The sequence below is a fragment of the Bifidobacterium sp. W8104 genome, assembly GCF_016100735.1.
GTDB classification, from domain to species: domain Bacteria; phylum Actinomycetota; class Actinomycetes; order Actinomycetales; family Bifidobacteriaceae; genus Bombiscardovia; species Bombiscardovia choladohabitans.
On record NZ_JACFRW010000001.1, the window covers coordinates 353,274 to 379,612 of the forward strand.

Here is a 26,339-nt window from a genome sequence, read left to right on the forward strand (position 1 = left end):
TCCAGCGTAACGGCCCGCACAAATCTAAAGTGGGCTCAAGCCCAAAAGCCAGCCATTCCCACCTACAAGACCCCGTTGGCGGAAATCAAAGATGAATCTTGGCCGATAAGTATTCAATCCACACAAGGGTAGAAAATGTAGACCACACCGCAGGCAAAACCGTGGTTTCCCTTTTCAATCGTTCTCTTCCTGTATGCGGAGCTAGGCACATGTCATGCTCACAGCCCACACTGTCGATACAGCTCCGTATGCGATCTATTCCTCAAAGACAGCGACGGGAGTAGCCTTAAGCCCACCTATGCCGGAGCCCAGATGCAGAATTCGGCCGACCTAACGTCCAATCTTCCAAAAGCCATCGTTTAAGATTCCCCTACATCTGAATATGAGAAGCGACTGCCCGATGGCCTTTTACAAATAAGGCCAGCGAGAGAGGAGACCTTGCAAGCAACCGGTCCCGCTGGCAAATTCTCAATCAATCAGCCAATGCCACAGGAACCATCCGGATTACAACCGGTACCAACTTGAGGTCGATGTATGAAATCATTCCATTCATCTTCCCAAGACTTATCATTCCCTTGGTTTTGTGGAGCAGATCCGCCGCCTCCGCCGCCCTGGTTGCCGGACGGTCGATAGGCGGGCCGACGGGATTGCGTGGAACCTCTCTGCCTATTGCTGGAGGAGGCCTGACGGCGTTGGGTGGCGCCCTGCCGTTGCGCCTGCTGCTGCGCGGCCTGAGCCTGCGCCGCCTGGGCTGCGGCCTGCTGGTCGGCCTGGCTCTTGGCCTGCATGGAAGCGTTCACCCGGTCAATGGCCGCCTGCAAGGATCCAGCCGCTTCCTGGTAGACTTTCGCCTCATCCCCCTTGACCTGGCCGGCCTGATCGATGGCCTGCTGCAGGCCATCGCGAGTCGCATTGTCGGCCACCTTCCCGTCAGAATCACCTAGCAGCTTTGACGCTTCGTCCTTCTTCGTGTTCAGCGCCGCCTTCGCATCATCGAGGGTTTTCGCATCTCTGGAGGCTAGCACTGCCTTAGCCGACTTAGCCAAGGCCGCATAATCGCTGTCCAGCTTCTTAGCCTTACTGACTGCAGTGTTCAGCTCGCCTGTGGACATGGATGCATTGCACTGAATCAAAGAAGGCTTGAGCCCGTCGGCAGCCTTCACGCTACTGCTCATGTTTGTCACGGTCTTCGCATCCTTGACCTCGTCTGCTTTCACACCTGACGCTTCACGGTAGCGGGCCATCTTTGCAGAGCTAGTCCTTTCCTGCAGGCTCTTGGCAGCCCGGTTGCAGGATTCCAGCGCCGAACCATGCCGGCGGTTCTCCACCACGCGCCAGCCCGCAAGACCAGCCACGACCACCACCACAACGGCGACAATCAACGCAACCAGCCACTTCCGATGTCGCCTGCCTGACGTGGTATCCTCATCTCCCGACACGACCTTCGGCGGAGCCTTATCGACCTTGGCCTCTTCGTCTGCTTCCTCAACTTCTGATTCCTGATCCTTATCGCCCATAACCCTTTCTCCGATTCTCTTCGCCGAGCATCACACACAACGTACCAGGCTGAAAGATAACTACGAATTTATTATCACTCATGCAAAATCAAAAGAGGCCTCGAGCTATCACCAATAAAGATATGTATGCAACTATTGCGAGCCCATCCCCCGACAAGGTTTAAGTCTCGTGCCTGCATCGCAGATCCCCGTAATTGGTGATGTCGGAATGCGATTGTTTAAATTCCAAATTAATAGTCGGGTCCAATCACAGTTCGTACCTAGACGTACAGATGACGGTACTGCGAGAAGCTAAAGCTGACAATTGACCTTGTTTTCCTATGTGAACATGAAAGCATTGAAAAGCGTTGACCGACTCTCTGCCCCAAACCTCTATGGTCGACAATGCCCTCACTTTGTCAGCCAAACCAAGCTATATCAACAAAGACAGAAAGGCTGAACAAGAAGACATAGATTGTATGAGAAAGGTTAACAGTTCTATTTTAGCATTTCCCCTTTCAAAGGCTCATACTTATGTATGAGAGACGGCCGTAAAGCTGTTCTGAATTTGGTACATTCATATATCTTCTGACTAAAATTTTCATATTCATTTCATTTTCACCTATCGAATTACACCAAATTTTGTATCGTCAGAGGATTCATAATCGGCTTCCTGATAAAGTATTGAATATCAATACATCAATGATTCACTGCACAGCAGCGCACGGAAGTTGTTTGCAGCCTTGACGAGACCACGAAGACTGTGCAGCAGAGGCAGACTCTGATGGGTGACAGAGTGGCATCGCCACAAATATGCGAGGTGGCAATGCGCGCCTGACCAATCAATCACTGATCCTGAAAAGAGACAGAGGCTGAGGGAAAGAGGGAGTGTTTCATGGCGGACCATGATGGCGAGGGGGCTGCAGGCCTGGAGAGCGTGTCCGACCCGGTCGGGGGTGAGGTTTCTGCTCCTGCGGCGATCATGCCGGAGGACGGTGGAGCCCCTTCGAACGGGCGGCGCCCGAGGTGGCTGGTGCCGGTGGTTGTCGCCGTGGTCGTGGCGGTGGTCGTCGTGGCCGGTCTTGTGGGCTGGCGCGTGGTGGAATCACGCCGGCATGATGCGGCGTTGGACTCCTGCAGCCGGGCGGTGAAGACCCTAAAGGGGAAGACCGGCCCGGACCGGTTGGCGCAGTACCGTGAGGCGGCTGGCATAAAGTCCGACCAGGTCAAGGATGCAAAGACCGTGGTGGCCATGGCGCGCAGCGTGAAGGACGCCGAGGGGATCAGGCAGCAGACGATCCGGTGCAATGCCTCCATGCCCACCGGTGAGCTGAACGCGGCGGCCGACCAGGCCGGAAAAATCGACGGCAAATATGCGGCTGTGGCCAGGGCTGCCAAGGCGGTGACCGCGTCCCGTGATGCGAAGGCCCTGGAGGATGCCCGGACCGCCCTGGACGGGAAGAAGGGCGAGGCGTCGAGGCTGCTGGCCGATTCGGACGGGAAGGTGGCCGACAATGCGACCCGTGACGGCCTGCAGCAGGCCATCGACCAGGCCGGCCAGGCCGAGGGCGACAAGGCGAAGGCCTACCAGGATGCGGCGAATGCGCTGCAGGCGGCCATCGACCGGGTGAACGCGTCCGTGCAGACCAAGAGCCAGGCCGACCAGCAGGCCGCAGCCCAGGCGGCGCAGGCGCAGGCCGCGCAGCAGCAGGCGCAGAAGCAGCCGGCGCAACGGCAGGGCACCACCCGACACCGGCAGGCCTCCTCCGGCAATGGGCGGAGAGGCTCCACGCAATCCCGCCGGCCCGCCTACCGGCCGTCCGGCAACCGGGGCGGCGGAGGCGGCGGATCAGCTCTGGCTCCAGCTCAGGACAATTGGTCGGAACAAGCGTTTGAGGAATGGTCCAAAGGGAATACTACAGGCGGTAATGGTTGTAATTCGGCTGGCGTGTGTGTTCTTGGCTGATTGATTGAGAATTTGCCAGCGGGACCGGTTTCTTACCAGGTCTCCCATCCCGCTGGCGTTGTTTGTGGGCGACCATACGGCCGTCCCCTTCATGATAGTGGAAGGGAAACATAAATGATGAATCCCGGAAAGATCGGCACTGGGCGCGCCGGCTGCTGCGCCTGGGCTCCGGCTCGGCCGGCAGGCGCATATCCAGCCCTGCCGCGAGTCGGAGATTTCCCAGCCAAGACGTATCCCTGTCTAACATCGACAGGATTCTGGGATAAGAATGGCTGGCTTAAGTATGGGAGCATACTTTAGAAAAGTGCGGGCCGTTGCCTTAGAGGAGGGCAACAGTAATCCGCGCGGATGGTTAGAGAGGATGTTCATGGCGGACCAGGATGATGAGGGGACCCTGGACCTGGAGAGCATGTCCGCTCCGGTCGAGGGGGAGGACCCGGCGCCGGCGGCGATCGTGCCGGAGGACGGTGGAGATCAGTCGGGCGGGAGGCGTCCGAGGTGGCTAGTTCCGGTGATTGTCGCCGTGGTGGTGGCGGTGGTGGTTGTTGCCGGTCTTGTGGGCTGGCGCCTGGTTGGAAACCGCCGGCATGATGCGGCGCTGGACTCCTGCAGCCGGGCGGTGAAGGCCCTAAAGGGGAAGACCGGCTCGGACCGGTTGGCGCAGTACCGCGAGGCTGCGGGCATAAAGTCCGACCAGGTCAAGGATGCGAAGACGGTGGCGGCCATGGGCCGCGGTGTGAAGGCTGCCGGTGGGCTCAGGCAGCCGACGGTCCGGTGCAAGGCCTCCATGTCCACCGACAAGCTGAACGCGGAGGCCGGCAGGGCCAAAAAGCTGGACGGTGAATATGCGGCCGTGGACAAGGCGGCCAAGGCGGTGATCGCGTCCCGTGATGCGAAGGCCCTTGATGATGCGAAGGCGGCATTGAACGCAAAGAAGGACGAGGCGTCGAGGCTGCTGGCCGATTCGGACGGGAGGGTGGTCGACAATGCGACCCGTGACGGCCTGCAGCAGGCCATCGATCAGGCCGGCCAAGCCAAGGGGGATGGGGCGAAGGCCTACCGGGATGCGGCGGATGCCCTGCAGGCGGCCATCGACCGGGTGAACGCCTCCATGCAGGCCAGAAGCCAGGCCGACCAGCAGGCCGCGCAGGCCCAGGCCTCGCAGCAGCAGGCGCAACGGCAGGGCGCCACCCAGCGCCGTCAGGCCTCCTCCAACAGTGGACGGAAAGGCTCCACGCAATCCCGCCGACCCGCCTCCCGGCCGTCCGGCAACCAGGGCGGCGATGGAGACAAAAGCTGGATTGATGAATTAAAGAGTCAAAAGCCATATGGAGAAGCTTGTAATTCGGCTGGCGTGTGCGGCATTGGCTGATTGATTGGTATTTGCCAGCGGGACCGGTTGCTTGCAAGGTCTCCCATCCCGCCGGCTTTACTTGTGAGCGACCATAAGGTTACCGCATTTACAGTGATGTATGGGAAACATAACCGATAACTGATAACTCTTGGAAAGCTTGGATACTGGTTCGTTCGGCCGCTAAATGCGAGCTCCAGCTTGGCCGGGAGGTGCATATCCGACCCTTGGGCAAAATGGAGACTTATCAGCAAAAAATGCATATCTGGCTTAAGTGCAGCAGCTTAATCTAGAAATGTGCGGGCGGTTACGCTGGGATAGGACGGCAGTAATCCGCGCGGATGGGAAGAGAGGAAGGTCATGGCGGATCAGGATGATGAGGGGGCTGCGGGTCTGGGGAGTGTGTCCGCTCCGGTCGGGGGCGAGGCTGCGACCCTGCCGGCGATTGTGCCCGAGGGTGTAGACCAGTCGGGCGGGCGGCATCCGAGGTGGCTGGTTCCGGTGGTTGTCGCCGTGGTGGTGGCTGTGGTGGTGGTTGCCGGTCTTGTGGGCTGGCGCGTGGTTGGAAACCGCCGGCATGATGAGGCGTTTGAATCCTGCAGCCGGGCGGTGAAGACCCTGCAGGACAAGACCGGCCCGGACCGGTTGGAGCAGTACCGTGAGGCGGCGGGCATAAAGACGGACCAGGTCAAGGATGCGAAAACCGTGGTGGCCATGGCCCGCAGCGTGAAGGACGCCGAAGGGCTCAGGCAGCCGACGATCCGGTGCAAGGCCTCCATGTCCACCGGGGATCTGAACGCGACGGCCGACCAGGCGAGAAAAATCGACGGCAAATATGCGGCTGTGGCCAGGGCTGCCAAGGCGGTGACCGCGTCCCGGGATGCGAAGACCCTGGATGATGCCAGGACCGCCCTGGACGGGAAGAAGGGCGAGGCGGCGAGGCTGTTGGCCGATTCGGACGGGAAGGTTGCCGACAATGCGACCCGCGACGGTCTGCAGCAGGTCATCGACCAGGCCGGCCAGGTCAAGGGGGATCAAGCCAAGGCCTACCGGGATGCGGCGGCCGCCCTGCAGGCGGTCATCGACCGGGTGAACGCCTCCATGCAGGCCAAGAGCCAGGCCGACCAGCAGGCCGCAGCCCAGGCGGCGCAGGCGCAAGCCGCGCAGCAGGCATCCCAAAGGTCAGGATCTCCGCAACGAAAGTCGGCGACCTCCAGCAACAGGCGGAAAGGCTACACACAATCCCGTCCAACCACCGGTCAACACGGCGGCGGAGGAGGCGGATCCGCCCCATCTACTCAACACAGTGGTGGATTTAATCTTCAGGACTACCCCAACCTGTGGAACCAGCTGCAGCAGGGCCACGAGGGGCCGGCCATCGACAACCAGGGGAACTGTATCGCCGATTGTTATGGATGGACAGGCTCTAATTAGGCTTTTACAGAGTCAGGTGGCTTGCCGGAATGGCTAATTCTAAAGACCCACCCTCCGCTCGGCATGCACTGCAAAACCATCCCATCCATCTGTTGGTGCTCCATCTCGTTGGCACCCAACGCCAGCCTCGCCCTTTTGCTGAACTCGGCCAAATATCAGCGACCACATGGGACGACCATGGAAATAGAAGGCAAGTGAGTCGACGTCTTCAGTGCCATCTCGCTACCCCTTTGCCTGTCTCTATGATATCTTGCCGCAGACCTTCAGGCTTGAGACGAACTACCGCCGTTGGAGTCTCGTCTCAAGAAGATCTCGGTGCAGTCCTATCTGGACGTATGAGGATAGCGCAGACCGAAAGTCTGCTCTTGGGGCCTCACACCCAAATCATCACCCTGAACGTCGCTCGGGCGCTGCCGCATACTGTTGGGCTGCCTGGCGTATAACGGCAGAAAGAGTCGGCATTTGACCAACAAGCTTTGGAACGGAAGCATACCGAGTCGCTGCACTTTGTATCGGTATTTGCCACTACCTCGATAAATTGCTGGCGCGGAAACCAGGTTTGATCGAGTAATCAACTATGACCATCTAGCGTAAGATCAACTGCAATCAGAACGTGTGTACTAGCACACGAATAAAAAACCTGGGCGATACATCAACCATGTCCTGTATTACTGCCAACACCGCATACTTAACACATCGACGAACCCATATCATCTCCGCCACGAATCTCTTGGTGGCCATCCTACATAGTGCTACAAGGTTCCATGGCTATCGGTTTTCCCTACTGAACTCTTAGCATACATAACACCGTTTTGAGTTTGCTCTCTTCGTCGTTGCAGTGATAACCATATCTATTCCCCTGGTATTCCTTCTGTTTCGCTTACCAGATCGGTAATGGACCCCTAGGGAGCGAAAGGTCGGCTACGAATGAAAAGCCGACGAGCGCCATTAAATCGTCAGAAAGTAAACAGAAATTTCTCAATTTTATTTGTTCTAGACCATCAGCGCTTATGCTACTGTGTCATTAGCGGCCAAAGTTGTCTTCGGCACGTGATTCGCCGGATGTTGGGGATTCTTGACAATATGGCTGCGATTCCTGGGGAAGGGGATCATACTATGCCTCGTCAGCACTCCAATATAACTGTATCCGCTCGACCGGCCTTGTTGATCAGCCTCCTGCTGGCAGTTATTCTGCCCTCAAGCCTCCTGGTCTGCACCTATGCCACGGCAGACAGCGCCACAACCCAATCCAGTGCGGCCCGCGCAGTAGCGCCGACCCCATATGGGAATAGCGGGGAGGAGGGGGATCGTGAAGCTAAGCAACAGTCCAGCAATGCTCCTGACATCACCACCCAGCCAACAGAAACAGCAACAACTCCCGTTTCTCCTATTTCCCCCTCTCCGCTGGCCTCATCCTCCCCTGTGAATCTCACACAACCGACCCCCTCCATCTTCCCCACGCCGGATAAGACCGGGACTCCCGACGACAAAGACAACGCTGGACTGCAATCACGCGCCTCCACATCGCACACCGTCACCTTCAGCAACCCCCAAGGCACCGACACGACGCAAACCATAGCTGACGGCGAGCGCGCGAAACGTCCAGCGAATCCGACCAAAGATGGCTACCTGTTTGACGGCTGGTTCATCGGTTCAACACCCGTCGCCTACGATTTCAACCAGCCCGTCACCAACGATCTGAAGCTCACCGCTCATTGGACCAAGGCGGATGCCTGGAGCATGAGCCCTGTGCAGGGGCCGGTCGCCGGCGGCACGAAAGTCACCCTGACCCCGCCCGGACCCCGAGGAATACGCTTCAGCCAGGTCAGCGCTGGAAGGGGGCACATTCTTGCAGTCGCCTCGGACGGCAACCTTTACTCTTGGGGAAGCAATGATCATGGCCAACTCGGCGACGGGACCATCACTGAACGTCATGAGCCGGTCCCTGTGAAGAAACCCCAGGGCGTATCCCAGGATTTCACCTGGGTCCAGGCCTCAGCCGGATACTTGTTCTCCATGGCTCTGGGATCAGACGGCAAGCTCTACAGCTGGGGCGACAACACCTATGGCCAGTTGGGGAACAACACTACAACCGCGCATTACACCCCCGAACAAGTTAACATGCCACAAAATGCCCCGTCCGGGTTCACATGGAAGCAGGAAGCGGTAGGTAGCCTGCATGCTCTTGGTCTGGGATCAGACGGCAAGCTCTACAGCTGGGGCGACAACGATCATAACCAACTGGGGGACGGCACTACCACTGAACGGCATGCCCCCATCCAAGTGAAGATGCCAAACGGAGTACCCTCCGGATTCAAATGGAAGCAGATGAGCGGATGGGGATGGCATTCTCTGGCCCTGGGATCGGATAACTGGCTCTACGGCTGGGGCGCAAATACCCGTGGTGAAGTGGGTACAGGATCAATCACCGATAATAAGATCACGCCCGTCCGAATTGCCACACCGCAAGGTGTTCCCTCCAATTTCACCTGGGGACAGTTCCAAATGGGGGACTACTACTCGCAAGCTATCGGATCCGACGGCAACATATATACATGGGGTTACGGCGGAAACGGCAACGTTGGCAATGGGTCCACCGTTGACGTGTACGGGCCAACTCAAGCGCATAAACCCAATGGAGTGCTACCTAATTTCTCATGGAAACAAGTAAGCCTCCTATCTGTTGCATCACTGGCCATTGGCTCAGACGGAAACCTCTACTCCTGGGGTGCCAACAACAATGGTCAGCTGGGCGACAACACCACTACCCAGCGAAACACCCCTATCCGGGTTGCTGCGCCGCAGAACGCGCCAACCGGACTGACCTGGGTCCAGGCAAGCGCCGGTTGGGACAACAACTCCTTCGGCTTGGCCTCGGACGGCAACCTGTACTCCTGGGGTAAAAACGCCAACGGCCAGCTGGGCGACAACACCACCAACGATCGGCATATCCCCGGCCGGGTGAACCTGCCCGGTACCACCACAGTCACTGCGGTCAGCTTCGGCGGGACGGCAGGTACGAACATAACCAAGAACTCGAATGGTACATGGAGCGTCACCACACCCGCGCATGTGCGGGGAAAAGTGGACACAACCGTCTCATGGACTCTCAACGGCCAGCAGCCGGACGCCCACCTGGCCTATAGATACCTGGACTCCTACACCGTCACTTTCACCAGCACGGACAGCTCCTACCCGACACCCTCCGGCATGCCCCAAAACCAGACCGTCACCGAAGGCAGACAGGCCAAACGCCCCTTCCCCAATCCGAAAGCGGACGGCTGCCTGTTCGACGGCTGGTTCATCAAGGACGCCAGCAACGATTCCTGGATCGCCTACGACTTCAGCCAGCCGGTCACCGGCAACATCACCCTGGCAGCCCACTGGACCATAATGGACACCCACTGGGCCCTGAACCCACAAAAAGGCAACGTGCTCGGCGGCCAGCACATAACCATCACCCCGCCCACCATCAACCGGGGCATCCGCTTCAACCAGGCCAGCGCCGGAGGCTCCTTCTCCATAGGCGTCGCCAGCGACGGAAACGCCTACGCATGGGGAAACAACAAGTACGGGCAGCTTGCTCAGAAACCGGCTGATGCCGCCATGCAGAAAACTCCAGTCAGAATCCCCCTGCCCGACGGCGCGGACTCCGGCTTTACCTACACGCAGGTTGCAGCCGGTGACTCGCACGTCCTGGCCATCGGATCCAACGGCATCCTCTACAGCTGGGGACGCAATGATCACGGACAGCTGGGCGACGGCACCACCACGGACCGGTATCAGCCCCAGCCCGTCAAGGACACCAGCGGCCAGCCATTCAAAGCCGTACAGGTCAGCGCCGGCGTGGCAGACTCGGCCGCCATCGACTCAGAAAGCCGCGTCTACACCTGGGGCAGCGAGAGCACCGGCAAGGGACAGACGCCCGCATACAGCGCAGCCAGGAAGAACCCGACTCCAGCCGCCGACCCGGACAATCCGGGACAGACCTTGCATGCGGTCCAGGTCAGCCTCAACTGGAGCTTCGTCATGGCCCTGGACGCCGATGGCAACGTGTACACCTGGGGATACAACACGAACGGCCAGCTCGGCAACGGCACCAGCGACAGCACCAATTACTCATCCAATCCGGCCCGACTGCCCAATCAGTCCTTCCAAGCCACCCAAATCAGCGCGGGGAGTTGGAACGCCTTGGCCATCGATACGGACGGGAACATCTGGACCTGGGGATACAACGGGTACGGCCAGCTGGGGGATGGCAGCACCAGCGACAAGTACAAGCCACAAACCGTGCAGAACCCTACCAATACCAGCCAAAACCTTAAAGCAGCCCAGATCAGCGCAGGTGTGAACCACTCCCTTGTCGTCGGCCGGGACGGCAGCCTCTGGGCATGGGGATGGAACAGCAACGGCCAGCTGGGCATCGGCAGCACCGTCAATCAGAGCAAGCCTGCGACCATCAAGGACCCAGCAAACAAGACCCAAACGTTCAAGGCCGCTCGAAGCAGCGCCGGACAGCTCCATTCACTGGCCATCAGGCAGGATGGCAACCTCTGGGCCTGGGGAGACAACCAGTACGGGCAGTTGGGCAACAACCAAACGGCAGCCAAAAGCACGACCCCCATAGCGGTTGCATTTGATCCGACGCCTTTGGTTCTTACTGGGGTCAAGTTCGGCGGCATCGACGGGACCAGCCTGTATCGGAACACGGACGGCACCTGGAGCATCACCAACCCGCCCCATGACGCAGGACCCGTCGACGTGGCCGTCGACTGGACCATCGACCAAGCCGTGCAGACGACCGCCCACCTGGGCTACACCTATGAGGGCATCCTGCCCAGGGCCGGCAGCACCGGACTTCTGGTCCTGCTCGCTGCAGGACTGCTCGCCGCCGCAGGCGCCACAGCAGCAGCCTCCCACCAGCGAGAAAGCAGCAACCGTCGCCACTAAACTCTTTGCACGAGTAAGCGGGGTGGCCCCGCAAACCCCAAGATTGCGGGGCCACCCATTTCCTTATCCTGCTGTTTCACTCTCCAGTTGGAGCTGCGTAATCGCTGAACAAGGGTGATGGCGAACTATATGCAGAATGGTGTGTACAAAATCGTACCCAGTGAACGAAAAAGGCGTCCCGCTCACAGTTGAGCAATCCCACTGCATGGTCGATCAATCCCCCGGGTCTTCTTCGTTGAAGAGCAATTACCAGATTCCCAACACTGCTAACGAAAATCATAGTATTTGCAAGTCAATGCAAGGCGTATATCCCCGCCAAGCCACATCAGAATATCCGAAAGCTGACGCAGACCACAATGCGGCCCATGAAAACCTCGGCGAGACCAGGTTGTTAACAATGTTATTATAGTTTACATTGTTAATCACTAATGATCGTCAGGAGGTATACCTTGCAACCTGCAAAAAACGACTCAGGGGAATATGCCCTGTCCTGTCACCAGGTGCGCAAATCATACGGGAGCAGGCAGGTGCTCAAGGGTGTGGATCTTCAGGTCAGACGCGGAAGCATCCTGGGCCTGCTGGGCAGGAACGGGGCAGGCAAGTCAACCCTGATCTCGGCATTGACCGGGCTGGGCGAGCCGGACTCAGGCCACATCACTGTCGAGGGGCACAACCCTTATCGAACCCCCTCGCGCATCTTCGGCCGAGTCATCGGACTTGCTCCCCAGGATCTGGGCATCTATCCCCACCTCAGCGTCCGGGACAACCTACGTGGCATGGCCGGCCTGCAAGGGCTGAACACCAAGCAGGGCAGCAGAAGGGCCGACGAACTGATAGAGCTCATGGGATTGGGATCCCAGTCAGGAACAGCAGCCGAGAATCTATCGGGAGGACAAAAGCGCCGCCTCCACACTGCCATGGCCATGGTCCACAATCCCCCGGTGCTCTTCCTGGACGAGCCGACGGTCGGAGCGGATGTAGAGGCCCGCGCCAGAATACTGGACATGGTCAAGGCCATGAGCCGGCATGGCACCACCATCATCTACACCACCCACTATCTGAAGGAGTTGGAGGAGATAGGCGCGGACCTGGCCTTCCTGATCGACGGGCGGATCAAGGTACAGGGCTCCCTGCAGGAGGTGCTCCACAAATACGCCAGGGCATCCCTGCGTATTAGCTTCGTCGGTCAGGCCCCAGGCCAGATCCCCGGTTGGCGGATGACAGACGGCTTCCTGGAGCCCGACCACCCAGTGTCCAGTCCGGAGCAGGAGCTGGCCCGCCTCCTGCAGAAGCCGGTCATGAAAGAGGCCCGTCTGTCGTCAGTCACCATCGTCCAGCCTGACATCGAGTCGGCCTACATGGCAGTCATGGGTGTATCCTCAAGCAATCCTGCCGGGTCACCAGCATGGGAAGACAGGTGAGCGCCATGCATTTCAACGGTTACCTGGCAGCCTTCCGCCTGAATTTCAAAATCGAGTTGCGGAGCATCTGGCTGCAGGCGGTCATCGTGGCCATTCCCCTGATCATCATCCCCTTCATGCTGCCCTCCTACCGTGACTCCCTGCGGGCCCAGGGGCATCTGGGCGCGAACGGATCAGAGCAGGCGCTTCCGGGGTTCGCCATCCTTTTCGCCATGTTTTCCCTGCAGCTGGTCCTCCAACTCTTCTTTCAGGAGCATGAATGGCACACCTGGGACAGGATGCGGGTGTCGGCGGTCTCCCTCTTCGACCTGGTCATGGCCAAACTGAGCGCGTCCTTCATGGTGCAGGTGGTCCAGGTCGCTCTAGTCATGCTGATCGGGACGGCGCTCTACCACTATCGGCCCAATGGATCAGTCCTGGCCCTGGCCGCGGTCTGCCTGCTCATTTCGATTGTGCTGACCCTCTTCGGCCTGCTGCTCTACATCTTCTCGTCCTCGCAAAACATAGCCATGTCCTTCAACAACATTCTTGGCATGCTCCTGGCTGGCATGGGCGGAGCCCTCAGTCCTGTCTCCGGATTCCCGGACTGGGCACAGAAGCTGGCCAAGGGCAGTCCCGTCTACTGGGCCATGGATGCCGTAGGAAAAATCAATTTCGACCATGCCGGAATGGCGGATGTATGGCCTGACCTGCGTATCCTGCTGGCCTTCCTGCTCGCCCTGGCTCTTCTGGCAACGGTATTATTCAAGAGAGGAGTACAGCGGAAGGAGTGAGGAAGCATGGCTGACCCACCCAAGGCACCCGTCAAGACGACGCTGAACCGAGACTACGTTCTGCGTTCCGCCCTCTATTTCGTCGACGAGCACGGACTGGAGGCCCTGAACATCCGCGCCTTGGGCAAGCAAATGGGGGTGTCAGGACCAGCCATCTACCGCCATGTACCCAGCAAGGCCGCCCTGCTTGATGGAATCGTTGAGCTCATCTGGCAGTCAGCCACCGACCTGGACTCCATACCCCAGGACATGGGATGGCGGCAAGCGCTTGAAGATGTCATGCTTCAGGTTCACCGGACGCTGCTTTCGCATCCCCGGGCGCTCCCGCTCATGGCCACGCATCCCATCAACACCGACCAGTCCTTCCACATGGTCAGCACCTGGTTGAACCAGCTGACCGCCCACGGGCTCAAGGTCGATTCCGACACCATCCACCTGCTCAACAGCCTGGCCGGACTGACCCTGGGCAGCGCCATCGCCCAGGCCTCTCCCCCGGTCGGCGGGGTGGGCGGCCAGACCAACACGGATCTGGCCAAAAGACTGGCCGAGGATACCCAAGGATTCGATGATCTGAAAACGCTCTTCGCCTCTAAGGACAATGGAATCAGTGCCCTTATGGAGACCAGCTACCGCAAGGGCCTGCACGCCCTCATCGCCGGATGGCGCACCTGATTAGTGACCAATGGATCGTTCCCAGCCACGCACCCATAACACGCACTCATAAACTTCATGTTCTACTCAGAATTACTTCCCCGACATTCCACCTGAGAGAACCTTATCGGCACGTAGTATAGTTGAAAGACGCAAGGCTTCCTGCTTGTACCCTCGCACAGAGGGATGGGGATATACGCTACGTCATGGAAGCCTCCAAGGGTATTTCAACCGGTAGGGGCCGGTGGGTCAGCCTTTGGGGAAGGGGATCATGCTTAATAGGTGTCAGCATCAGCACATCTCGATCAGACCGGCCGCAGCCGTCAGTCTTCTGCTATCTTTCGTCCTGCCTCTAGGCCTCCTCGCCGGCACCAGCGCCGATGCCAGCACCACCGCCAGCGAGCCTGCTGTGGCCAGCGCGAGCGCGCCAGCCATAGCAGGAGGCACAGGGGGGGGGGGGGTCGGCAGACCCCTGGCGTAGCTGAGCAAAATTCCGGCATTTCCCCCAGCAAGGCAACGCCGACAACCGTACCTTCGATGCCCCAGCCACCACTGGCCACACCATCGCCTTTACACACATCGTCGCCCCTAGAGCCAATTCAACCTACAGCATCCGCTGCGCCAAGCACGAACGTCGAAAATCTCCAGACCCGCTCAACCACTCAGCACACCATCAGGTTCACTGATACAGAGGGCGGGACCACCACACCCGATCAGACCGTCGACGAAGGCGCCCAAGCGCAGAGACCTGTCGACCCAGCCCGACCCGACTATTCGTTTGATGGCTGGTTCATCAGCGGCACATTGACCGCCTACGACTTCAGCCAGCCTGTCACCAGCGACATGACTTTGGAAGCCCGTTGGACCAAAAACGGTGATGTCTGGGACCTCTCACCCACTCAAGGCCCCACAGCCGGCAACACTCTTATCACCCTTACTGCACCTCCTGCCCGGACCATCCGCTTCAGCCAGTTCAGTGCAGGATACCAATACTCAGTGGCAGTGGGATCAGACGGCAGCATCTACCACTGGGGAGAAATGTATGGCTCCGACTACAACTGGCAGCCAAGCAGGGAAGACACCCCAGCCGGACTTCGTTTCATCCAGGTCAGTGCAGGTTACGATCACTCCCTGGCCCTTGATTCGGATGGGAACCTGTACAGCTGGGGCAGCAGCAGTTATGGTCAGCTTGGGCGTGGCACCGGCACCACGCCAGCCGACACTCCGGGAAAGGTGGACGCCCCTGCAGGAATTCGTTTCACCCAGGTCAGCGCAGGAAAGTACCACTCAGAAGCATTAGCCTCGGACGGCAGCATCTATAGCTGGGGATACAACAGCGACGGCGAACTGGGACGCGAGACCATCACCACGCCGAGCACCAGGCCAGGCAAAGTGGACACCCCGACCGGAATCCGTTTCACCCAGATCACCTCCGGATATGACTACTGCATGGCCTTCGACACTGATGGGAACTTATACAGCTGGGGAGGCAATGGTCATGGTCAGCTGGGCCGCGACGCCAGCACCACGCCGATCAACAAGCCCGGAAAGGTGGATCCGCCTGCTGCCGGAGTCCACTACACGCAAGTAATCGCCAAAGGAATGCACTGCCTGGCCTTGGATTCGAATGGGGTGCTCTACAGCTGGGGATACAACAATTTCAGCCAGCTGGGACGAAACACCGGCAGCGCAAGGATCAACCCGCGAGGCAAGGTCAACGTGCCCACAAAGACACGCATAATCCAAATCAGTGCGGGAGACTGGAATGGCTTCGCCTTGGACGACCAAGGGATCCTATACACGTGGGGGAACAACAGCCATGCGCAACTGGCAAGGCCATATTGGGGTGCGACAGATTACCGACCAACCAGAATCGACCCGCCAGCGAAGAACGTCAACTACACCCAGGTTATCGGAGGCGGCGATCATGCTGTGGCAATCGGCTCCGACGGCAACCTCTACAGCTGGGGACGCAACTCCAACGGCCAACTGGGACGAGACACCAAGAAACGGGATTCCTATCAGCCAGGTACGATTCCCCTGACCAACCATGCCGTGATCACCAGCATCGAATTCGGCGGGACACCGGGCACAGGGCTGGCCGCCAACGCAGACGGCACCTGGAGCGTCACCACTCCGCCGCACAGCAAGGGATGGGTGAATGTCACCATCTCCTGGAGCATGAACGGACCGCAGCCGGACGCATACCTGTCCTACACATACACCGGGCCCAAATACAAGGTAGGATTCACATCCACGGACGCTGCCTGTCCGACGCCTTCCGGCATGCCGGCAGACCGGTCCGTCATAGAGGGCGGGCAGGTCAAGCGCCCTCATCCAGATCCAAAAGCAGATGGCTGTCTGTTTGATGGCTGGTTCCTCAAGGACGCCAAAGGTGATTCCAATGTGGCTTATGACTTCAGCCAGCCGGTCACCGGTGACATCACGCTGGTCGCGCACTGGAGCCCAGCCAACACCGGCGGGTGGTCGATCAACCCGGTCAGGGGCAGCTCCCTGGGAGGCCAGCAGGCGACCATCACACCGCCCAAGATAAGCCGAGGCATCCGCTTCAACCAGGTCAGCGCCGGCGGCTATCAGGCCGGAGACTTCCGCGGATTCTCCGTGGGCGTGGCCAGCGACGGGAACGCCTACGCCTGGGGCAGCAACCAGCAGGGCCAGCTCGGCCAGGGCACTACCAACAGCACCCCGCAGAAAACGCCGGTCAAGGTCCCGCTGCCCGACGGCGTGCCAGCCGGCTTCACCTACACGCAGGCCGTGGCAGGCGGCTACCACGTGTTGGCCGTAGGCAGCGACGGCATCGTCTACAGCTGGGGGGCCAACGACCACGGGCAGCTGGGCGATGGCACCACCACAGACCATTCCAAGCCGCAACCCGTCAAAGGCGAGTATGGCCAGCCCTTCAAAGCCGTCCAGGTGAGCGCCGGCGCCTACGACTCAGCCGCTATCGACCAGCAGGGACGCGTCTACACCTGGGGCAGCGAAAACAACAACTACACCGCATACAGCAGGTCCAAACCGACACCGACACTGGCCAAGGACCCCAATGGCTCAAACCAGGGACTGCACGCGGCCCAGGTCAGCCTCGGATGGAGCTTCATCATGGCCATGGACACGGACGGCAGCCTCTACAGCTGGGGATACGACAACTACGGGCAGCTTGGCAACGGCGCGGCCACAGGAGAGTACAGCACCACATACACCGCAGAGCCGGCACCCGTGCCCGACCCCGGGAACACCAGCAGGACCTTCAAAGCCGCGCAGATCAGCGCAGGAGCCAACCACGCCCTGGCCATCAGCCAGGACGGCGCAGCCTGGGCATGGGGTTACAACGACCACGGACAGCTGGGCGACGGCACGAAAACCAGCAAGCCCTCCCCCAGGCGGGTGCCAAGCCCCACAGGCTCCAGCCAAGGATTGCAGGCCGCATGGATCAGCGCCGGCGTGCATCACTCCCTGGCCATCGACCAGAACGGCGCAGCCTGGGCATGGGGATGGAACACCGACGGCCAGCTCGGCGACGGCACCACCAGCGACCAGCCCACACCTACGCGAGTATCGACGCCCGCCGGCCAAGACAAGGCCGGCAGCGGGCTCGCAGCAGCGCGCGCCAGCGCAGGACGAAACCACTCCCTGGCCATCGGCCAGGACGGTAACGCCTACGCCTGGGGCGACAACGCATACGGCCAACTTGGCGACGGGGGCACGACTCAGAGCAGCACCCCGGCCCTGATCACCTTCAACCCGGAGCTGCTGATCACCGGCGTCAGCTTCGACCAGACAGTGATCGATGCCCTCCGGCAGAACGCTGACGGTTCCGTCACCCTGACCACCCCCGCCCATAATCCGGGCCTGGCTGACGTGATTGTGGATTGGACACTTGGCGGTACCAGCCAGACCCAGGCGCACCTGGCTTATACCTACGAAGGCATGCTGCCTCGCGCAGGCAGCAGCGGGACCATGATCCTGCTGGCCGCTGGAATACTTGCCGCCGCTGGTGCCATCGCAGCCGGACGCCACCAGCGGGAAGCACGCAGCCCGCAAGCCTGAAGACTTCACACGAGTAAGCAGCCAGGCCATACCCCAAGGTGGCCCGGTCAAACAGGGTGGCCCCGCAGACCCCAACTCAGCGGAGCCACCTACCCCCCCCTTATCTCATTCCCCTGTCACATCAACCCCAGCAGCAAAAGGGAAACAACGCAATATAGACACCAACAAGGCAGCGGCTGACACCGGCACTTCCGCCGAATTCCAGTCCCGCAGTCAATGTGTGTAGAGCGTGGTAGCATGATGAGATAGAAGCCGGGACCGTTCCCGGCATGCAGCTCGTTTTCTTGGGATTTTTATCAACGGGCCGTTGATTTTGAGGAAGGGGATCGCACCCATCATGCGTCATCGTCGGAAAAAGCAGATTCGGTCATCCACTGTTGCTGGCCTTCTGCTCGCGATTATCCTGCCTACCAGCCTTCTGACTGGCCTTGCTGCCACTGCCGAGCCGGTCACGAACGATTCCAGTGCAGCCAGCGCGAGCGCGCAGACTGCTCTGGAAGGCACCGGGGGGGGGGGGTCGACCGACCGCTCGGGTAGATAAGCAAAACCCCGGCACTTCCTCCAGCACCATAATCTCGCAGAGCCCGTCAACAAAACCCGCGACACCTTCTTCACCTACAGCAACCCCAAACACCTCAGCAACACCATCAACGCCTTCCACTGCCCCAGACACATCGGAATCGCCGTCGGCTACTACCGCATCCCAGAATCCCACCAAGCCGACTCCCTCTTCCGACTCCTCCCCTGCTCCTACGGCCACCCCGTCTGACAGTGATTCCAATAATGCTGACAAGGCAGACGAAAGCAACGGAAACTCGGTCCAGCCACGCTTGGCCACAACATACACAGTAACTTTTGACAGCACAATAGGTTCGTCAACACAAAAGTCAACGCTCAGCCGTGGAAGCAGGGTGGTACGTCCCCCAGACCCCTACTGCAAAGGCTATTCCTTTGTCGGCTGGTTCATTGGGGATGTCGCCTATGACTTTACCCAGCCCGTCACCGAAAACCTCACGCTGACAGCCCGCTGGGTCAAGGGTCTCAATTCCTGGAGTCTCAGCCCCAACCATGGTCCTGCCACCGGCAACACGACAGCAACCCTGACCCCGCCGGCCATAGGAGATATTCGCTTCAGCCAGTTCAGCGCAGGAAAAGACTTTTCACTAGCCCTTGACTCGCTCGGAGTGCTATACAGCTGGGGCAACAACAGCGAGGGGCAGTTGGGACGCACACCCACCGCCAGCGAACCTGCCGATCGGCCTGGACGAGTAGACGTTCCAGGTGGCACTCGCTTCATCCAGGTCAGCGCAGGAGACGAATTTGTTGTGGCCATCGATATCAGTAACCATCTATACAGCTGGGGAAGCAATGAAAAAGGCCAGTCAGGACTAGGTCTCGTCCACTCATCAAGTCCCGTGCCAAATCAGGTGGTCCCATCTACAAATTCCTCCAAAAGCTTTGTTCAAGTCAGCGCAGGACCAAACTATGCGCTGGCCACATGCTCGGACGGAACTGTGTACAGCTGGGGAGACAACAGCAACGGCCAGCTGGGACGCGAAACCGGCGAACTCCATGGTGACTCGTCGATTTATGGGCACGCGTACCCGAACCCAATACCGCTTCCAAAAGACGTAAAGTTCACCCAGGTGTCCGCGGGCGGCACGGCTTCCTTTGCACTCGCCTCTGATGGCAGCGTCTACAGCTGGGGAGACAACAGCAACAGCCAGCTGGGACGCACACCCACCGCCAGCGAACCGGCCAATCAGCCATACAAGATGGATACTGCGGACGGTTTGAGCTTCACCCAGGTCAGCGCAGGATATCGCCACACACTGGCTATTGATTCAGATGGCAATGCATACAACTGGGGGTATGGCAGCACCAGCCAGCCCAGCAAGGTAGCCCTGCCTGACGGCATCAGAACAAGGCAGGTCGGCGCGGGATACGACTACTCTCTGGCGACTGGTTCCGACGGCAACATCTATAGCTGGGGAGACAACAGCAGCGGCCAGCTGGGACGAGATACGGGTGGTGAAACCACAAACCAGCCGGACAAAGCGAACATGCCCGACGGCATCACCTATACTCAATTCAGTGCGGGGTACAGGCACATCCTGGCTATGTGCTCGGACGGCTACCTCTACGACTGGGGAGACGACAGCAGCGGCCAGCTGGGTGCCGGGAACACCAGCAGTGTGCCAGTTACCACACCAAACAAGGCCGACTTCCCACAAGCATTCAAATTCATCAGCGCCAAGCTGGATGGAACCCCGATTACCGACTTGACCAAGAACCAGAACGGCACCTTGAGTTTCCGCACCCCAGCGCACGAAAAGGGCCGGGTGGACTTAACAGTCGCATGGATCAGGAACGGCCATCAGCCCGATGCACACCTGCCCTACAAGTATGATGGTTCCACGTACACAGTCACTTTCGACAGCGCAGGCGGTACACCAACACCAGATGCCCAGCGGGTCATGGATGACGATCAGGCCGTCCGGCCCGACAAGGATCCGGCCAAGGACGGCTATCTGTTCGACGGCTGGTTCCTCAAAGACTCCAAGGGCGACTCCAATATAGCCTACGACTTCAATCAGCCCGTCACCGGCGACATCACCTTGGTCGCCCACTTCAGTCCCCTCTCGCACTGGACCATCGACAAGAAGGAAGGACCGCAAACCGGCGGCCAGAGCGTCAAACTCACCCCGCCGCAAGGCCCACGTGGAATCCGCTTCTCTTGGATCCAAGCGGGACAGGATTTTTCCCTGGCTCTCGGTTCAGACGGCAACCTTTACAGTTGGGGAACAAATTATAATTACCAACTTGGACACACCCCCTCAGATAAGCCTGTCGTGGTGGAAACTCCCGCCGGAGTCCGCTATACCCAGGCCGCTGCAGGACAAAAGTTCGCCTTGGCCCTTGGCTCAGACGGCTATGTATATACCTGGGGAAGCAACGATTGTGAACAGCTGGGACGCAACACCTTCGCCAACAATCGCAATCCCCCAGACAAAGTGGCACCGCCTGCGGGAATCCACTACACTCGAGTCTACGCGGGCGATAGCTTCGCCTTGGCATTAGGCTCCGATGGCAACCTCTACGCCTGGGGAGACGATAGGGAAGGCGCACTAGGGCAAGGCAGGTCAGGATTAAAGAGCAGAGACCCTCTTAGAGTCGCTGCACCCGAAGGCATCACATTCACCCAGGTTTTCACAGGTCCATTCAGCAAGCATGTCCTCGCCCTGGGCTCGGACGGCAACCTCTACAGCTGGGGATACAACAATTCGTTCCAACTGGGCCGCCAACGTAGTACGACAACTGACCTATATGACCCTCTGCCCTACAAAGTAAAGGCCCCAACCGGCGTCACATTTACACAAGCCAGCACGGGCCTGAACTTCTCGCTGGCTCTCGGCTCCGACAATAATCTCTACAGTTGGGGAGGCAACAACAAAGATCAGTTGGGAAACACGGCACTGATTTCTGCGACCCCTTCCAGGGTCGTCATGCCGTCAGATGTTCATTTCACCCGGTTTGTGGCGGGAAGTTACTTTGCCCTCGCCACAGGATCTGACGGCAACCTCTACAGTTGGGGATACAACGATTGCGGACAACTCGGACGCACCACCAGCGGCAAATCCGACCATCTGCCCACCAAAGTGGACGCTCCAGCCGGCATCACCCTCATCCAGCCTCAGGCAGGAGGCAATCACTCTTCAGCCATAGGATCGGACGGCAACACCTACAGCTGGGGAAAGAACGACCAAGGTATGCTGGGACGCGACATCAGCGGTGACCATGATCCGCATCCAGGCAAGATCATTTTCCCTGGAGTCGGCATTCCCAAACTCGTTCAGTTCGGCAATACGAGCGGAATTTATCCGACAGCCAACAATGACGGCACTTGGAATGTGACTACGCCGCCTTACACACCAGGGCCGGTTACGGTAACCATCAACTGGACGCTGAACGGGGTTACGCAACTCCCTGACACCAGCAACACCTACCTGTACACCTCCATCAGCGTCCTGCCTCGGGCCGGCGGCATCGGCATATTCCTGCCCCTCGCCGTTGGTCTGCTCATCATCACGGCAACCATGGCAGCGCGACGCCTGAGAAAGGCCGGAAGCCTGAATCAGTAGACTTCGCACGAGTAAGCAGGCCCGGATTACGTCTATCCCCAAATTATGACGATCCTGGCCCTACAGGGTGGCCCCGCAATCCCCCAACACAGCGGAGCCACCCTTCTTTATTCACCCGGGTGTTGCTCCCACTCTTGCCCGTCCGCGCGTGATAGACTGCAATACAGCTGTCGGGATGGTCCCCGGCACACGTCTCGTGAAGCGACTTGGGGATTTTCATCATCGAGCCACCTGTTTGGGGAAAGGGGTTCGCAGCCATCATGCACCATAGGGATGCTTCTGCCCGGCCATGCATTGCCGCGAGCCTTCTGCTTGCCATCATCCTGCCCGCATGTCTGATCATGGGCAGCCTCGCCACAGCCGACACCGACACCGACACCGACACCGACACAAGCCAGCCAACGCTGCAGGCCACGCCGACGACACCCCAGTCCCCATTGACACCAACACCCTCGCCACTGAACACCACACCATCGCCACTGAACACCACACCCGAACACGATCAAACACCTGACAGCCGCCCCCAAGCACGCTCAACAAGGCACACCGTCACCTTCGACAGCGCCGACGGCAGCAGCATCGACCCTCAAAACGTCGATGACGGCGCACTGGCCAGCCGGCCCGCCAAGGACCCGACCCGGGACGGCTACCTGTTCGACGGCTGGTTCACCGGCAATCTTGCCTACGACTTCACCCAACCCGTCACTGCAGACCTCACTCTGACCGCCCACTGGACCAAGGGAACCAGTGCCTGGAGCCTCTCCCCCACCTCCGGGTCAGCCGCCGGAGGCGACAAGATTACCCTGGTCCCACCCGCCAAACCCGGCGTACGATTCAGCCACATCAGCTCGGGTCTATGGCACACCTTGGCGACGGGCTCGGACGGCAACCTCTACAGCTGGGGACAAAACAAAGCAAGTCTGGGACGCGACACCAATGAGACACCAGCCACCGCAGCGAGCAAGGCGCCAGAAGGCACCCCAGGCCTGGTCACCCCGCCGACCGGCGTCCACTTCACCCAGACCAGCGCAGGAATGAGCCTTTCCCTGGCCATGGGCTCGGACGGCAACCTCTACAGCTGGGGACTAAACGACAACGGGCAGCTGGGACGCAGCACCACCATCACGCCAGCTGACAGACCGGGCCTGGTCACCCCGCCGACCGGCGTCCACTTCACCCAGTTCACCGCCGGATACTCGCAATCCCTGGCCATCGGCTCGGACGGCAACCTCTACAGCTGGGGAGACAACAGCCGAGGCCAGTTGGGACGCGACACGGGATCAGCGACCTACGACGCCACGCCAGGCAGAGTGTCAATGCCGACAGGCATCACCTGCACCCAGATCAGCGGGGGAACCTTCTATTCCCTGGCTCTGGGCTCGGACGGCAACATTTACAGCTGGGGAGACAACACTCAGGGCGAACTCGGACGCAACACCAACAGCGAACAGCCAGGAACCCTGCCGAACAAAGTGATCCTGCCGAAAGGCGTTACGAAATACACCGCGATTGCCGCACAGGGATGGTGTTCTCTGGCCATGGGCTCAGACGGCAACCTCTACAGCTGGGGTTACAACAGCTACGGCCAGATGGGACGAGATACCGACACACCAACACAAAACATCGATCCAGGCAAAGTGACGCTGCCCATAGGCGTCACGAGATTCACCCAGTTCGGCGCAGGAAACCAACACACCCTGGCCGTAGGCTCGGACGGCAACCTCTACAGCTGGGGGAGCAACAAATTCGGCCAGCTGGGGCGTGATGCCAACAGCTTGAGAAATGTCACACCGGGCAAAGTATCCCTGCCGGCAGGCATCAGCTGCATCCAGATCAACGCAGAAAATACCTCCTCCCTGATCCTAGGCTCGGACGGCAACCTCTACAGCTGGGGAGACAACAGCCGAAGCCAGTTGGGACGCACGACCACTGGTCGTTCTGACGCCCTCCCCGGCACAGTCACATTCCCCGAGGATCCCAGACCCGTCAGCGTCAGCTTCGGCGGGACGCCCGGCACCAACCTCAACGCCCAGTCAAACGGCACCTGGAGCGTCACCGCGCCCCAGCATGCAGCAGGCAAGACCGATGTCACCATCATCTGGGGCATGAACGGCCAGCAGCCCGACGCCCACCTGACCTACCAATACGTGAACACCTACCATGTCACTTTCTCTTCCGACAGTGACTCCCCTACAGCACCCTCGGGCATGCCCGGACCCCAGTCCGTCACCGAAGGCAGGCAGGCCACACGCCCGATCGCAGACCCGACCAAAGACGGCTTCCTGTTCGACGGCTGGTTCCTCAAGGACTCAAAAGGCGAATCCAAGGTGGCTTATGACTTCAGCCAGCCCGTCACCAGCAGCATCACCCTGGTCGCCCATTGGAGCCCGGCAGACATCGGGAGCTGGGCAATCAGCCCGAATAACGGCGATGCCCAGGGCGGTCAGCAGGTGACCATTACTCCGCCAAAAATAGGCCGGGGCATCCGCTTCAACCAGATAAGCGCCAGCGATAATTTTGCCGGTTTTTCTATAGGGGTGACCAGCGATGGGAATGCCTATGCCTGGGGCGGCAACGACTACGGGCAGCTGGGCCAGGATCCGAGTACGACGGCCACACAGTACGCGCCGACCAAGGTCCCCCTGCCTGACGGCGCAGCTACCGGGTTCACCTACACGCAGGTCGCCGCAGGCGGAACCCACGTGCTGGCCATCGGCTCCGACCAGACCGTCTACAGCTGGGGACACAATCAATATGGCCAGCTTGGCGACGGCAGCAGACAAGACCACTCCAAGCCACAGCCCGTCAAGGGCCCAGACGGACAACCCTTCAAGGCCACCCAGGTGACCGCCGGATTCACCGACTCGGCAGCCATCGACCTGAATGGGCGCGTCTACGTCTGGGGCAGCGAAACCTACGGCCCGGACACCTATAGCGCGCCCAAACTGACGCCGGCCCTGGCCAAGGATCCGAGCGGCTCCGACAATGGGCTGAAGGCGGTCCAGGTAAGCGCAAGATACAGCTTCCTCATGGCCCTGGACGCCGACGGCAACGTATACACCTGGGGATACAACAACCACGGACAGCTCGGCAACGGCCAAAGCACAGGAAAATACAGCACCGCATATGCTGCCGACCCAGCTCCCGTGCCCGATCCCAAGAACGCCAGCAAGACCTTTAAGGCCAGGATGATCAGCAGCGGTGAAGTCCACGCACTGGCCATCGGTCAGGACGGCACAGCCTGGGCATGGGGAATGAACGCGGATGGCCAGATCGGCGATGGCACGCTAACCGACCGGTCCACACCCACGCAGGTAAAAAACCCTGCCGATTCCAGCCAGGGATTCCAGGCCGCCCAAATCATCGCCGGAGCCACATATTCGCTGGCTATCGACCAGAGCGGCACAGCCTGGGGATGGGGAGAAAACACCTTTGATCAGTTGGGCAGCAACCAGGGCACCTCCGAGCTGCTCGTCCCCTCACAAGTGTCACCCCCAGCGGGCCAGGACAACGCAGGCAAGGGGTTCGCGGTCGCACGAATCAGCGCAGGATCGGCTTCTTCCCTGGCCATCGGTCAGGACGGCAAGAGCTACAGCTGGGGATACAACTACCGTGGGCAACTCGGCACCGGCAGCAACAGCGATACGAAGATCATTACGCCGACGCTGGTGGCGCTATATCCGCCGCCGCTGATTACCGGCGTCAGGTTCGACCAAACGGCAGCCAACAGCCTGCAGCAGAACGCGGACGGGTCGGTCACCCTGACCACGCCAGCCCACAATCCGGGACTGTCTGATGTGATCGTGGACTGGTCCCTGGGGGCCGCCAACCAGACCCCGATCCACCTCAGCTACACCTTCAAAGGCATCCTGCCCCTCACAGGCGAAACGGGAGTACTCCTCCTGCTCGCCTCAGGCCTGCTTGCCGCCGCCGGCGCCCTAGCAGCCGGACGCCACAGGCATGAATTCGCTTCGCTCGAGTAAGCGGTCGGGCCGCATCCCAAGAACGGCCCGGACATGATGGGTGGCTCCGCACCCCCCAACATCATGGAGCCACCCATTTTCATTTTTTATCTCTGCGCCTAGAG

Annotated in this window: 11 protein-coding genes; 10 read left to right on the forward strand and 1 reads right to left on the reverse strand. The window is 59.7% G+C overall.

The genetic code is table 11. The annotated features are described in order from the left end of the window. Positions 1-476: 476 nt before the first annotated feature. Positions 477-1,517: a hypothetical protein gene (locus tag H3U89_RS01410; protein ID WP_198178887.1), complete on the reverse strand. Its 1,041-nt coding sequence runs from the start codon at positions 1,515-1,517 to the stop codon at positions 477-479. Positions 1,518-2,391: 874 nt separating this feature from the next. Here H3U89_RS01410 and H3U89_RS01415 point away from each other — a divergent pair. From H3U89_RS01415 to H3U89_RS01460, 10 genes are all read left to right on the forward strand, one after another. Then, positions 2,392-3,462 carry a hypothetical protein gene (locus H3U89_RS01415; protein WP_198178885.1) on the forward strand — a complete coding sequence of 357 codons (1,071 nt, stop codon included), beginning with the start codon at positions 2,392-2,394 and terminating at the stop codon, positions 3,460-3,462. A gap of 367 nt (positions 3,463-3,829) precedes the next feature. Next, positions 3,830-4,834, forward strand: coding sequence for a hypothetical protein (locus H3U89_RS01420; protein ID WP_198178883.1), 1,005 nt, complete (start codon positions 3,830-3,832; stop codon positions 4,832-4,834). Between the two features lie 339 nt (positions 4,835-5,173). Continuing rightward, on the forward strand, positions 5,174-6,247 hold the full coding sequence (locus tag H3U89_RS01425; RefSeq protein ID WP_198178881.1) for a hypothetical protein: 1,074 nt from the start codon (positions 5,174-5,176) through the stop codon (positions 6,245-6,247). Positions 6,248-7,363: 1,116 nt separating this feature from the next. Next, a complete protein-coding gene (locus H3U89_RS01430) occupies positions 7,364-11,197 on the forward strand; it encodes an RCC1 domain-containing protein (protein WP_198178879.1) in 3,834 nt (1,277 codons plus the stop codon). 449 nt (positions 11,198-11,646) lie between these two features. Beyond that, positions 11,647-12,618 (forward strand): ABC transporter ATP-binding protein, encoded by a 972-nt coding sequence (locus tag H3U89_RS01435; RefSeq protein WP_198178877.1) that lies wholly within the window; start codon positions 11,647-11,649, stop codon positions 12,616-12,618. Positions 12,619-12,623: 5 nt separating this feature from the next. Next, positions 12,624-13,391, forward strand: a complete 768-nt coding sequence (locus H3U89_RS01440; RefSeq protein ID WP_232345676.1) for an ABC transporter permease — start codon at positions 12,624-12,626, stop codon at positions 13,389-13,391. Between the two features lie 6 nt (positions 13,392-13,397). Then, entirely contained in the window at positions 13,398-14,063 is a 666-nt protein-coding gene (locus H3U89_RS01445) for a TetR/AcrR family transcriptional regulator (RefSeq protein ID WP_198178873.1), read from the forward strand. Positions 14,064-14,579: 516 nt separating this feature from the next. Further along, positions 14,580-18,110, forward strand: coding sequence for an RCC1 domain-containing protein (locus H3U89_RS01450; protein WP_198178871.1), 3,531 nt, complete (start codon positions 14,580-14,582; stop codon positions 18,108-18,110). A gap of 464 nt (positions 18,111-18,574) precedes the next feature. Continuing rightward, positions 18,575-22,252 (forward strand): RCC1 domain-containing protein, encoded by a 3,678-nt coding sequence (locus tag H3U89_RS01455; protein ID WP_332460518.1) that lies wholly within the window; start codon positions 18,575-18,577, stop codon positions 22,250-22,252. A gap of 341 nt (positions 22,253-22,593) precedes the next feature. Further along, positions 22,594-26,235, forward strand: a complete 3,642-nt coding sequence (locus H3U89_RS01460) for an RCC1 domain-containing protein (protein WP_232345418.1) — start codon at positions 22,594-22,596, stop codon at positions 26,233-26,235. The last annotated feature ends 104 nt before the right edge of the window (positions 26,236-26,339 follow it).